Below are 12,838 nucleotides of genomic sequence, written 5' to 3'. Positions count from 1 at the left end.
GATATATCAACATTTTTAGAAGAGGTTTTAAAAGCAAACATGTAAAATTTAATATAAATTCCAAATCTGCCCTTATTTTGTAAAAAGTTTGTTTTCGACAAGATTATCTCTGATTTTTGGTATAATAGAGAGTAATTTATTTCTAGTATGAGAAGTTAGAGTGAGAGGTATGTATGTCCCCTTCAATTCAGTTATTAAAAGACCGCTATTTAAAAAATATCAAAGAAAATCCAGATCTCTATATCGGTATTGAGTTGGAGTTTCCTATTGTTCATACGAAAGGCCAACCTACAGATATTGAAGTCAGCAAGGACTTGCTGCGCTTTTTGGTGGATGCTCTCAGTTTGGAAGTTGAAAAGGTAGACCAGGAGGGCAATCCGATTCAACTTGTAGAACCGATGAGTCAAGATCGGATTTTGTTTGAAGTTTCTTATACAACCTTGGAGTTTGCCTTTGGTAGGGCTCAGAATATCCAAGAGGTTGAAGGACGTTTTCAGGCCTATATGAAGGTAATCCAAGAAAAGCTAGGCGAAAAGAATCATGCTATCCAGGGTTGGGGGATTCACCCAAATTGGAATCAAAATGACAACCGACCTGTGGCTTATCCACGCTATCAGATGCTGATGGATTATCTGAGTATGGGGAGTCACCAAGAAAGTGCGCATTTACATGACTTTCCACAATACGGAGCCTTCATCTGCGGGAGTCAAGTCCAGTTGGATGTTTCGACCGATAACTACCTACGTGTCATCAATGCTTTCACACAGATAGAGGCAGCCAAAGCTTACCTGTTTGCCAATTCTGAGTTTTCTGGAGCGGACTGGGACACCCAGATTTCACGAGATATTTTTTGGGAAGACTCTATGCATGGGATTTATCCAGAGAATGTTGGTGTCAATGCAAAACTATTTCAAAATGAGGATGATTTCTTTGATTATTTAGACCATTCTGCGATTTTTACAGCAGAACGAGATGGAGAAACCTATTATTTTTCTCCGATTCAAGCTAGAGATTATCTAGCTACTGATGAGATCCATGCTTATACTCTAAATGGAAAAGAGACTCTGCTTGCCCCTCTAGAAAAGGATTTCCAAACGCACCGTAGCTACCAATTCCAAGATTTAACAACTCGAGGAACGGTCGAATTTCGTAGTGTTTGTACACAGCCGCTAGACCGTACCTTTGCTTCAGCAGCCTTTCATCTTGGTTTGTTGGTAAATCTAGACAAGCTTGAAGCTTACCTAGAAACAGCTCCTTTCTTTGAAAGTTTTGGTCGTGACTACAAGTCTTTGAGAAGACAATTTTCTAAGAAACACCTCACAGATGAAGAAACAGCTGGGATTGTCCAGTTCTCCAAAGACTTGCTGGCTATAGCAGAGCAAGGACTTGAGAGGAGAGGTCAGAGAGAAATGACTTACTTAGAGCCTTTAAAAGAAGAATTGACTCTATAATTTTCTTATAAAGGGAGAATTTTCTGAAAAATCATGTTATAATGGATGAGACTATAGATAAAGGATAGAGATTTATGACATTAGTTTATCAATCAACGCGTGATGCGAACAATACAGTAACAGCCAGCCAAGCGATTTTGCAAGGCTTGGCAACAGATGGAGGCTTGTTTACTCCAGTGAGCTATCCAAAGGTTGATTTGGATTTTGACACATTGAAAGACGCTTCTTACCAAGAAGTAGCTAAGCTTGTCTTGTCAGCTTTTTTGGATGACTTTACAGCAGAAGAGTTGGACTATTGTATCACCAACGCCTATGACAGCAAGTTTGATACACCAGCAATTGCCCCTCTTGTAAAACTTGATGGTCAATACAACTTGGAACTTTTCCACGGTTCAACCATTGCCTTCAAGGATATGGCCTTGTCCATCTTGCCATACTTTATGACAACGGCAGCTAAGAAACACGGTTTGGAAAACAAGATTGTCATCTTGACAGCAACATCTGGAGATACTGGGAAAGCTGCTATGGCAGGATTCGCGGATGTTCCAGGTACTGAAATTATCGTCTTTTATCCAAAAGACGGTGTCAGCAAGGTACAAGAGTTGCAAATGACCACTCAAACGGGCGAAAATACCCATGTTGTCGCTATTGATGGGAACTTTGACGATGCTCAGACAAACGTGAAACATATGTTCAATGATGTGGCTCTTCGTGAGAAATTGGCAGCCAACAAGCTCCAGTTCTCATCAGCTAACTCTATGAATATTGGTCGTTTGGTACCACAGATTGTCTATTATGTTTATGCCTACGCTCAGCTTGTTAAAACTGGCGAAATTAATGCTGGTGACATGGTTAACTTCACCGTACCGACAGGAAACTTCGGCAATATCTTGGCTGCCTTTTACGCTAAACAAATCGGCCTACCGGTCGGCAAGCTAATCTGTGCTTCAAATGACAACAATGTCTTGACAGACTTCTTTAAAACTCGTGTCTATGACAAGAAGCGTGAGTTTAAGGTAACCACTAGTCCATCTATGGATATCTTGGTCTCTTCAAACTTGGAGCGCTTGATTTTCCATCTTTTGGGAAATGATGCAGTTAAGACAACTGAACTTATGGATGCTTTGAATAGCCAAGGTCAGTATGAATTGACAGATTTTGATGCAGAGATTCTTGACCTTTTTGCAGCAGAGTATGCGACGGAAGCGGAAACAGCAGCAGAAATCAAGCGTGTTTATGAGGCAGATGCTTATATTGAGGACCCTCATACAGCAGTTGCTTCGGCCGTATATAAAAAATACCAAGCAGCTACAGGTGATGTGACTAAGACCGTGATTGCTTCAACAGCTAGCCCATATAAATTCCCAGTAGTTGCAGTAGAAGCTGTAACAGGGAAATCAGGTTTAAGCGACTTTGAGGCCTTGGCTCAGTTGCACGAAATTTCAGGAGTGACAGTGCCACCAGCAGTTGATGGCCTCGAAATAGCTCCAGTTCGTCACAAGACAACTGTTGCAGCGGCAGATATGCAGGCAGCAGTAGAATCTTATTTAGGACTTTAAAAGAGAGGAAGTAAACTCGGTTGGGAAACTAACTGAGTTTCTTTTCATCAGGAGGAAGGATTGTTTAAGAAAAATAAGGATATTCTCAACATAGCTTTACCTGCCATGGGTGAAAATTTCTTGCAGATGCTCATGGGGATGGTAGATAGCTACTTGGTAGCTAATCTGGGGTTGATCGCCATTTCGGGTGTGTCTGTAGCTGGAAACATAATCACCATTTATCAGGCTATTTTTATTGCCTTAGGAGCAGCAATTTCTAGTGTGATATCAAAAAGTTTGGGACAGAAAGATCAGTCTAGACTAGCCTACCATGTGACAGAAGCTCTCAAGATAACCTTGCTATTGAGTTTAATTTTAGGTGGCTTGTCCATCTTTGCAGGACGAGAGATGATTGGCCTTTTAGGAACAGAAGCGTCTGTAGCTGAGAGTGGTGGACTTTACCTAGCATTGGTCGGTGGGGCAATCGTCCTCTTGGGCTTGATGACTAGTCTAGGAGCCTTGATTCGCGCTACCCAAAATCCTCGACTTCCGCTTTATGTTAGTTTTTTATCCAATGCTTTAAATATCCTTTTTTCAAGTGTCGCCATTTTTATCCTTGATATGGGGATAGCTGGTGTAGCTTGCGGGACTATTTTGTCTCGTTTGGTCGGGGTTGTAATTTTGTGGTCACAATTAAAACTTCCATATATGAGACCGATGTTTGGGCTGGATAAAGACCTGCTGACCTTGGCTTTACCTGCAGCGGGAGAACGTCTCATGATGAGGGCTGGTGATGTAGTCATAATTGCCTTGGTTGTTTCCTTTGGGACGGAGGCAGTCGCGGGAAATGCTATCGGTGAAGTTTTGACTCAGTTCAACTATATGCCTGCTTTTGGTGTTGCGACAGCAACAGTCATGCAGGTGGCTCGAGCAGTTGGGGAGAATGATTGGGCAAGGGTGGGCAGACTAAGTAAGCAAACTTTTTGGCTGTCTTTCTTTCTTATGTTGCCTTTAACGCTTAGTATCTATGCTCTCGGGACACCACTAAGCTATCTCTACACCAGCGATCCTGCGGCTATTGAGGCCAGTGTTTTAGTGACTCTTTTTTCACTTTTAGGGACTCCTATGACAACGGGGACGGTTATTTATACAGCTGTCTGGCAAGGTTTGGGAAATGCCCGACTTCCCTTTTATGCGACAAGTATTGGAATGTGGTGCATCCGTATTGGAACTGGTTACCTGATGGGAATTGTTCTTGGATGGGGTTTGCCTGGTATCTGGGCAGGAACGCTTTTGGATAATGGTTTCCGTTGGATTTTCCTACGCTATCGTTACAAATCTTATATGACATTGAAAGGATAAGAAATGCAAGAAACGGCTTTTATTTGGGATTTAGACGGGACCTTATTGGACTCCTATGAAGCTATTTTGTCAGGGATTGAGGAAACCTATGCACTGTTTTCCATTCCTTTTGACAAGGAAAAAGTTCGAGCTTTTATCTTGAAATACTCTGTCCAGGATTTACTAGTGCAAGTGGCAGAAGAAAGAGGCTTGGATGTTGATAGGCTCAATCAAGTCCGTGCTCAGAGCTTGGCTGAAAAGAATGCCCAGGTCATCTTGATGCCGGGGGCGCGCGAGGTTTTAGCCTGGGCAAATCAGCAAGGAATTCAGCAATTTGTCTACACCCACAAAGGCGATAATGCCTTGACTATTTTACGAGATTTGGGATTGGATGTTTATTTCACAGAAATTTTGACAAGCCAGAGCGGTTTTGCTCGTAAACCAAGTCCAGAAGCAGCGACCTACCTTATCAGCAAATACCATTTAAAACCAGAGCGCACCTATTATATAGGGGACCGTACTTTGGATATCGAATTTGCTCAGAATAGTAGCATTCAGAGTATCAATTTCCTTGGAACTCCGGTGGATTGCAATCATCAGATTTCTTGTTTAGCGGATATTCCTTCTCTCTCTTTATGAAAGAGAATATGTCAGCTTTGTGACAAAAATCATACAAACTATTTCAATTAATGTAGTTTGTTACAGAGCTTAGACAGTTTTATTAAATAGCCCCCAAAGGGCTTTTTTTCTTTTTTCTTTATGTTATGATAGAAAGGTACTACATTTGAAAAGGAGTTTGAATAGTATGAAGAAACGAATTATTTTAGCATCAACAGTAGCTCTATCACTTGCCCCTACCTTGGCGACTCAAGCAGAAGAAATTGTATGGTCACCACGTTCAGTTGAGCAAATTCAAAACGATGTTGCTAAAAGCGAAAATAAAACAAGTTACACAATTAAGTACGGAGATACCCTAAGCACGATTGCAGAGGCTTTGGGAGTAGATTTAAATGTCCTTGCAAACTTGAACAAAATCACTAATATTGATTTGATTTTCCCAGAAACTGTACTGACTACAACTGTGAACGACAATGAGGAAGTAACAGAGGTTGAGGTTTATACACCTCAAGAAGTTGGTTCTGATGTAGCAAGTGCAACAGCAGATTTAACAACGAATCAAGTAACAGTAGATGAACAAACTGTTCAAGTCGAAGATTTGACACAACCAGTTGAAGAAACAACGACTACTGTTGAGGAGACAACTACAACAGAAGCAACAACTGGAGTTGTAGCAGAAACTACAGTATCGTCAGAAGCAACAACTGAAGCTGCGGCACCTGTCGTTGAAGAAACAACTACGGTCGCTGAACCAACAACTACAGTTGAGGAAACAACTACGGTCGCTGAACCAACAACTACAGTTGAGGAAACAACTACGGCTGCTGAACCAACTACAACAGTTGAGGAAACAACTACGGCCGCTGAAACAACTACAACAGTTGAAGAAACAACGACTACAGAAGCAACAACTGAGGCTGTAACAGAAGCTCAATCGGCTCCAGCAACTTACCAAGCTGAACCAAGTCAAGGTGCATCAGCAACTTATACAGCACCAGCGGCTCCTGATTATGCAACTATTGCAGCAACAAAATCTGAAAATGCAGGTCTTCAACCACAAACAGCTGCATTTAAAGAAGAAGTAGCTAACTTGTTTGGTATCACATCATTTAGTGGTTACCGTCCAGGAGATCCAGGTGACCACGGAAAAGGTCTAGCGATTGACTTCATGGTCCCAGTTAGCTCAGCTCTCGGTGACCAAATTGCAGATTATGCTATCCAAAATATGGCTAGCCGTGGAATCAACTACATCATCTGGAAACAACGTTTCTACGCACCATACGATAGCAAATACGGACCAGCCTACACTTGGAATCCAATGCCAGATCGTGGTAGCGTAACAGAAAACCACTATGACCACGTTCACGTATCAATGAACTAATAATGAATGAGAAGTTGGGAACTGATTCAGTTTCCACTTCTTTTTTATTTTCAAATTCTTAGATAGCGTAAATAAAATCCAGGCATAAATATAGATAAAAAGCCTTATAGAAACATGACGAGGAGACTGTTTTATATTTTTGGAGAGTAGTTCTGGTTAAAATAAAAAAAGCAGCACTTTCTATGAAGGTGCTGGTTTTTAATAACTGATCTTAAACTTTTCTCCGCTTGATTTCAAGTAACCTTTGATAGAAGAAGATTTGGCTACTGTAGATATAAGGGAAGATAGAAATACTTGCAATTCCAAAGCTTATCCAGATAAGGAGATACCATGGAAGTAGCTGTAAATCAAGGACGAAGCGTTGGAACTTATAGCCTTTCATGAGAAAGCGGCTGGTATGTAGCACACGACTTGGTTTAGCAATTCCAATTGCAAGGGTGTCACATAGGAGTAGCTCAACTTGGGAATAAGCATAGTATTGCGGAAGATAGAGAATGGTTCCCAAAATCATTACAAGGACACTACCAAAGAAGTAGAGCGCAAAAGTGAGCAGGAAGTGTTCGATATCTGGATTTGTCACGTCGACAGATGGAAATTCGGGATGAAGTTCCACAAATTTACGAGCCATGGCACTGCTATAAAAGAGCAAGTAAACTCCAAAAAGATTAGGGATGCTCCATAAAAAGAGATAGAAACGCTTGAGCAATAGAGTTAGAAATGTCTGGGTAAAGAAGCGGTTGTCAAGCAAGGACAAGCTATCCTTAAAGGAAAGCTCAATCTCAGAAATTCTGTAGAGATTAATCGTGGTAAAGAGGGCACCAGCTAGGATGATGGAACTTGTAAATCCAACGGCTATCGGAAAGAGAGCAGACTGGATTGTGATCCCTAGAAAACTCAAGAAGGACTGTTCAAGAATGCCTTCATCCAATAGGGATAAAGGTCTTATAAAGCTGGATAGAATCAAGATGATACTTGGTAATAAAAAGACAAGCAGTAGACGAGGATGCTCAGCTTGAAATTGTCTAGCCTGCTGGCGAACTTCTTTTAAATTAATTTTTGGGTACTTCATTCTTTCATTATACCATAGTTCGTGACAGTTCCTGTTTTTTTTGATAGAATCATACAGTATGCCCTCGGGCACAAAGTATGAACTGGGACTGTCTTTCCCAGCTTCGGAGGTAAAAAATGTCAGATTCGCCAATCAAATACCGCTTGATTAAAAAAGAAAAACACACAGGAGCTCGTCTGGGTGAGATTATCACGCCACATGGGACCTTCCCAACCCCTATGTTTATGCCGGTTGGGACTCAAGCAACGGTTAAAACCCAATCGCCAGAAGAGTTGAAAGAGATGGGGTCAGGGATTATCCTCTCTAATACCTATCACTTGTGGCTTCGCCCAGGTGACGAACTCATTGCCCGCGCTGGTGGTCTTCATAAGTTTATGAACTGGGACCAACCAATCTTGACAGATAGCGGTGGTTTTCAAGTGTACTCTCTAGCAGATAGCCGTAATATCACAGAAGAAGGGGTAACCTTCAAGAATCACCTTAATGGTTCTAAGATGTTCCTTTCACCTGAAAAGGCTATCTCTATCCAAAATAATCTAGGTTCAGATATCATGATGTCCTTTGATGAGTGCCCTCAATTTTATCAACCCTATGATTATGTAAAAAAATCAATCGAACGTACCAGCCGTTGGGCTGAACGTGGCTTGAAAGCTCACCGTCGTCCACATGATCAAGGTTTATTTGGGATTGTACAGGGAGCAGGGTTTGAAGACCTTCGCCGTCAGTCAGCTCAAGACCTTGTCAGCATGGACTTCCCAGGCTACTCTATCGGGGGCTTAGCAGTTGGAGAAACTCATGAGGAGATGAACGCTGTTTTGGATTTCACCACTCAGCTCCTTCCTGAGAATAAACCTCGTTACTTGATGGGAGTAGGAGCGCCAGATAGCTTGATTGATGGCGTTATTCGTGGGGTTGATATGTTTGACTGTGTCTTACCGACTCGTATCGCTCGTAACGGGACTTGTATGACCAGTCAAGGTCGTTTGGTTGTGAAGAATGCTCAGTTTGCTGAGGACTTTACACCACTTGATCCTGAGTGTGATTGCTACACTTGTAAGAACTACACCCGTGCCTATCTTCGCCACTTGCTCAAGGCTGATGAAACCTTTGGTATCCGCTTGACAAGTTACCATAATCTCTACTTCTTGCTCAATCTCATGAAGCAGGTTCGTCAGGCGATTATGGATGACAATCTCTTGGAATTCCGTGAGCATTTTGTTGAAAAATATGGCTATAACAAGTCTGGACGTAATTTCTAATTTTTGCTTGATATCAGCTAAAAATCCTAAGTTTTATCTTAGGATTTTTCTGTTTTTTTTGATAAAATAAAGGTACTATGGATTGAAATTAGATGGCTTTTTTTGCTAATCTAATGAATGGAGAATAAACTCGTATGCGTATTAAATGGTTTTCCTTGATTAGGATTACAGGTTTGCTTTTGGTACTCTTGTACCATTTCTTTCAGACGGTTTTCCCAGGAGGTTTCTTCGGGGTTGACGTCTTCTTCACATTTTCAGGTTTTCTAATTACATCTCTCTTATTGGAAGAATTTGGACAAAAAGGTAAAATTGATATCCTAGGATTTTTTAGACGACGCTTCTATCGGATTTTTCCACCGGTTGTTTTGATGGTCCTCATCGTTATGCCCTTCACGTTCTTGGTTCGTCAGGATTATGTGGCAGGAATCGGTGGTCAGATTGCCGGCGTTCTTGGATTTATGACTAACTTCTATGAAATGTTGACAGGAGGTAGTTATGAATCTCAGTTTATCCCTCACCTCTTTGTTCACAACTGGAGCTTAGCTGTTGAAGTTCATTACTATATCTTGTGGGGCATAGCAGTCTGGTTCTTGTCCAAACGAGCAAAAACAAGTGGACAACTACGAGGAATGATTTTCCTACTTTCATCAGCAACCTTTATGATTAGCTTCCTTTCTATGTTTATTGGTAGCTTTATCGTTAGCTCCTACTCAACACTCTACTTCTCAACTTTGACTCATGTATTTCCGTTCTTCTTAGGAAGTGTGCTTGCGACCCTAGTAGGTGTTCGCCATGTAACACCTCTTCTTAAACGCTTGAATAGAAGCTTGGATTTGAGGCAAACCTTGCTAGTCTTCGGGGCTGGTCTAGGAGTCTTGCTCTTATTGACTTTCTTTGTGAAATTCACTTATCTCTTTGCCTATTTACTTGGCTTCTTGTTGGCAAGCTTGGCTGCGCTTCTGATGATTGTTGCAGCGCGCCTTTTGCATGAAAAAACTCCGACAATCGAAGAACCAAAGGTGATTAGCTTTTTAGCGGATACCAGCTATGCCGTCTATCTTTTCCACTGGCCGTTTTACATTATTTTCTCTCAATTGGTGGGAAATGTACCGGCAGTGATTTTAACGACGATTTTCTCGTATCTCTTTGCTACCCTTTCTTTCTATGTGATCGAACCTTTCATTGCAGGGAAGTCCAGCAAACTCTTGCGAATGGCAGAAGAAATTCCGCACATCAAACCAATCTTTGCTGGTAGTGTTGGAGTTCTTAGTTTGATTACCTTGGTTGTGATTCTGATAGCTCCACAAGTAGGTGCCTTTGAAACGGATTTGATGGTTACTGGTCTCAATCAAGCCCAAACTAATATTACTCGAACAAAGACCATGGCAGATCAAGCAGAAGCAAGCCGCTACAATATAGCTGACGGTGTATCTATCATTGGAGATTCTGTAACCTTGCGTGCTTCGGCTGGGCTTAAAGAACTTTTGCCAGATGCTCAAATTGATGGTCAGGTCAGTCGCAATACCAAGCAAGCAAATGCACTGATGTTGAATTATAGCCAGAATAAAGCCTTGCCTAAAATTGTAGTTATCGCGACTGGAGTTAATAATCCTGAGAATTATAAGAATGATTTGGATCTACTAATAACAAATCTTCCGAAGGGACATCAGCTTGTCCTAGTAACTCCATATGAAGGGGATACAACTCAGGAAACGCAACCTTACGTAGAACAATATGCAAGCTATGCGCGTGAATTGGCACAAAAATATCCATATATTGCACTTGCAGATTGGAACCAAGTAGCCAAAGATCATCCAGATATTTGGAAAGGGACAGACCAAGTTCACTTTGGTAGTGATACTACTAAGCAGGATGAAGGTGCTAAACTATATGCAGAAACGATTAACGCAGCTGTTAAATCTCTTGCAGATAAACCTGTCAAATCAAAATAATCAATGAAAAGTAGAGATTCTATCTCTACTTTTTTGCTTTAAACAGGATTGGGAAAAACTTGCCAAATTGTCAGAATTATGAGAAAATAGGAACAGTCAAAAAATGGAGGGAATACAATGAGAGAAGACATCAAGATTAATGACCGTGCTCTAGCATTGGAAGACCAAATCATTGAAGTACTCGAAAAAGTTTATGATACAGATGTAGAGCTAGATGTATACAATCTTGGATTGATTTATGAGATTCATTTAGATGAGGATGGTCTTTGTACAGTTGTCATGACCTTCACTGATACTGCCTGTGATTGTGCAGAAAGTTTGCCGATTGAGATCGTAGCAGGTTTAAAACAAATTGATGGCATTGAAGATGTAAAGGTTGAAGTTACCTGGTCTCCGGCTTGGAAGATCACACGCATTAGTCGTTATGGGCGTATAGCTCTGGGATTGCCTCCACGATAGTTATCTATTTTAAAATTACAAAAAAGCAAGCCATAAGGGCTTGCTTTTGATTTGCTTATTTTTTGCCAGATTGTTCCATATTCCAGAAGTCTGTAACAGCACCACGTGATGCAGAAGATACAGTATGGGCGTACTTACCGAGGACACCACGGCTATAGAGTGGTGGCAAGGTTGTTTCTGCCTTACGTTTTTCAAGTTCTTCATCAGATACAGCCATGGAAATTTCTTTTGTATCTTGGTCAACGGTGACGATATCACCTGTGCGGAGGTAGGCAATTGGTCCACTATCCTGAGCTTCAGGTGCGATATGTCCGACAACCAGTCCATAAGTACCACCAGAGAAGCGTCCGTCTGTCAAGAGGGCCACCTTGTCTCCTTGACCTTTACCAACAATCATAGAAGAAAGGGATAGCATCTCAGGCATACCAGGACCACCCTTAGGTCCAACGAAACGAACAACGACAACGTCGCCATCAACGATTTCATCAGACAAGACAGCTTGGATGGCATCTTCTTCTGAGTCAAAGACCTTAGCTGGTCCAACATGACGACGAACTTTCACACCTGATACCTTGGCAACCGCACCGTCAGGAGCTAGGTTACCGTTAAGGATAATCAAAGGACCGTCCGCACGTTTAGGATTTTCAAGTGGCATAATGACTTTTTGACCTGGTGTCAGGTCTGCAAAATCAGCCAAGTTTTCAGCGACAGTTTTACCAGTACATGTGATACGGTCTCCGTGAAGGAATCCATTTGCCAACAAGTACTTCATAACTGCAGGCACACCACCAACTTCGTAGAGGTCTTGGAAGACATACTGACCAGAAGGTTTCAAGTCAGCCAAGTGAGGTACACGCTCTTGGATGGTATTGAAGTCCTCAAGTGACAAGTCAACATTAGCAGCGTGGGCAATGGCGAGCAAGTGAAGAGTAGCGTTTGTAGAACCACCGAGAGCCATTGTCACAGTGATGGCATCTTCAAAGGCTTCGCGAGTCAAGATATCAGATGGTTTGATCCCAAGTTCAAGCATTTTGACGACAGCGCGTCCAGCAGCTTCGATGTCTTCTTTCTTATCAGCAGATTCTGCTGGGTGAGAAGAAGAGCCTGGCAAACTCATACCCAAAACTTCGATAGCAGTAGCCATGGTGTTGGCAGTATACATACCACCGCAGCCACCAGGGCCAGGGCAGGCGTTACATTCGAGACGTTTGACGTCCTCAGCCGTCATATCGCCGTGGTTCCACTTACCGATTCCTTCAAATACAGAAACCAAGTCGATGTCTTTACCATCTAGTTTTCCAGGGGCGATAGTACCACCGTAGGCGAAAATAGCTGGGATATTCATATTGGCAATGGCAATCATAGAACCAGGCATGTTCTTGTCGCAACCACCGATAGCTACAAAGGCATCCACGTTGTGACCTCCCATAGCAGCTTCGATAGAGTCCGCAATGATATCACGAGATGTCAAAGAGAAACGCATACCAGGCGTTCCCATAGCAATCCCATCAGCTACAGTAATGGTTCCAAATTGAACCGGCCAAGCACCAGCTGATTTGACACCTTCTTTTGCAAGCTTGCCAAAGTCATGCAAGTGAATATTACATGGAGTGTTTTCTGCCCAGGTTGAAATGACCCCTACAATCGGTGTTTCAAAGTCTTTATCAGTCATACCAGTCGCACGCATCATGGCACGGTTTGGTGATTTTACCATGCTGTCATAGATACTGCTACGATGACGTTTATCTAATTCTGTCATTCAAGTCCCTC

Annotated in this window: 10 protein-coding genes; 8 read left to right on the top strand and 2 right to left on the bottom strand. The window is 42.0% G+C overall.

The features are described from left to right. The first annotated feature begins 173 nt into the window (after nt 1-173). From HMPREF1481_RS08680 to HMPREF1481_RS08660, 5 genes are all read left to right on the top strand, one after another. Nucleotides 174-1,451 carry a hypothetical protein gene (locus HMPREF1481_RS08680; RefSeq protein ID WP_016466292.1) on the top strand — a complete coding sequence of 426 codons (1,278 nt, stop codon included), beginning with the start codon at nt 174-176 and terminating at the stop codon, nt 1,449-1,451. Between the two features lie 74 nt (nt 1,452-1,525). Beyond that, on the top strand, nt 1,526-3,010 hold the full coding sequence (gene thrC, locus HMPREF1481_RS08675) for a threonine synthase (RefSeq protein WP_016466291.1): 1,485 nt from the start codon (nt 1,526-1,528) through the stop codon (nt 3,008-3,010). A 60-nt stretch (nt 3,011-3,070) separates the two neighbouring features. After that, complete coding sequence (locus tag HMPREF1481_RS08670) at nt 3,071-4,351, top strand: MATE family efflux transporter (protein WP_016466290.1); 1,281 nt, start codon at nt 3,071-3,073, stop codon at nt 4,349-4,351. 3 nt (nt 4,352-4,354) lie between these two features. Next, entirely contained in the window at nt 4,355-4,969 is a 615-nt protein-coding gene (locus HMPREF1481_RS08665) for an HAD family hydrolase (RefSeq protein WP_016466289.1), read from the top strand. Between the two features lie 166 nt (nt 4,970-5,135). Beyond that, nucleotides 5,136-6,329, top strand: a complete 1,194-nt coding sequence (locus HMPREF1481_RS08660; RefSeq protein WP_016466288.1) for a LysM peptidoglycan-binding domain-containing protein — start codon at nt 5,136-5,138, stop codon at nt 6,327-6,329. 211 nt (nt 6,330-6,540) lie between these two features. Here HMPREF1481_RS08660 and HMPREF1481_RS08655 read toward each other — a convergent pair whose 3' ends face one another. Next, nucleotides 6,541-7,398, bottom strand: a complete 858-nt coding sequence (locus HMPREF1481_RS08655) for a DUF975 family protein (protein WP_016466287.1) — start codon at nt 7,396-7,398, stop codon at nt 6,541-6,543. Between the two features lie 116 nt (nt 7,399-7,514). Between HMPREF1481_RS08655 and tgt the strand changes: the two genes are divergently transcribed. The 3 genes from tgt (at nt 7,515) to HMPREF1481_RS08640 (ending at nt 11,068) form a co-directional block, all read left to right on the top strand. Then, nucleotides 7,515-8,657: a tRNA guanosine(34) transglycosylase Tgt gene (tgt, locus tag HMPREF1481_RS08650; RefSeq protein ID WP_016466286.1), complete on the top strand. Its 1,143-nt coding sequence runs from the start codon at nt 7,515-7,517 to the stop codon at nt 8,655-8,657. Nucleotides 8,658-8,791: 134 nt separating this feature from the next. Next, nucleotides 8,792-10,609 (top strand): acyltransferase family protein, encoded by a 1,818-nt coding sequence (locus HMPREF1481_RS08645; RefSeq protein WP_016466285.1) that lies wholly within the window; start codon nt 8,792-8,794, stop codon nt 10,607-10,609. A 117-nt stretch (nt 10,610-10,726) separates the two neighbouring features. Next, a complete protein-coding gene (locus HMPREF1481_RS08640; protein WP_016466284.1) occupies nt 10,727-11,068 on the top strand; it encodes a metal-sulfur cluster assembly factor in 342 nt (113 codons plus the stop codon). 55 nt (nt 11,069-11,123) lie between these two features. Here HMPREF1481_RS08640 and ilvD read toward each other — a convergent pair whose 3' ends face one another. Continuing rightward, on the bottom strand, nt 11,124-12,827 hold the full coding sequence (ilvD, locus tag HMPREF1481_RS08635) for a dihydroxy-acid dehydratase (RefSeq protein ID WP_016466283.1): 1,704 nt from the start codon (nt 12,825-12,827) through the stop codon (nt 11,124-11,126). Between the last annotated feature and the right edge of the window lie 11 nt (nt 12,828-12,838).

Origin of the sequence: Streptococcus sp. HPH0090 (genome assembly GCF_000411475.1) — a bacterium.
Lineage (GTDB): Bacteria > Bacillota > Bacilli > Lactobacillales > Streptococcaceae > Streptococcus.
The sequence above is the reverse complement of the archived record's forward strand: the minus strand, read 5'-3'. Positions and strand labels throughout refer to the sequence as shown.

What these genes read in the sequence shown, in the direction of transcription:
- HMPREF1481_RS08680 (WP_016466292.1), top strand. Translation starts at nt 174, where the DNA reads ATGTCCCCTTCAATTCAGTTATTAAAAGACCGCTATTTAAAAAATATC.
- thrC (WP_016466291.1), top strand. Translation starts at nt 1,526, where the DNA reads ATGACATTAGTTTATCAATCAACGCGTGATGCGAACAATACAGTAACA.
- HMPREF1481_RS08665 (WP_016466289.1), top strand. Translation starts at nt 4,355, where the DNA reads ATGCAAGAAACGGCTTTTATTTGGGATTTAGACGGGACCTTATTGGAC.
- HMPREF1481_RS08660 (WP_016466288.1), top strand. Translation starts at nt 5,136, where the DNA reads ATGAAGAAACGAATTATTTTAGCATCAACAGTAGCTCTATCACTTGCC.
- HMPREF1481_RS08655 (WP_016466287.1), bottom strand. Translation starts at nt 7,398, where the DNA reads ATGAAGTACCCAAAAATTAATTTAAAAGAAGTTCGCCAGCAGGCTAGA.
- tgt (WP_016466286.1), top strand. Translation starts at nt 7,515, where the DNA reads ATGTCAGATTCGCCAATCAAATACCGCTTGATTAAAAAAGAAAAACAC.
- HMPREF1481_RS08645 (WP_016466285.1), top strand. Translation starts at nt 8,792, where the DNA reads ATGCGTATTAAATGGTTTTCCTTGATTAGGATTACAGGTTTGCTTTTG.
- HMPREF1481_RS08640 (WP_016466284.1), top strand. Translation starts at nt 10,727, where the DNA reads ATGAGAGAAGACATCAAGATTAATGACCGTGCTCTAGCATTGGAAGAC.
- ilvD (WP_016466283.1), bottom strand. Translation starts at nt 12,827, where the DNA reads ATGACAGAATTAGATAAACGTCATCGTAGCAGTATCTATGACAGCATG.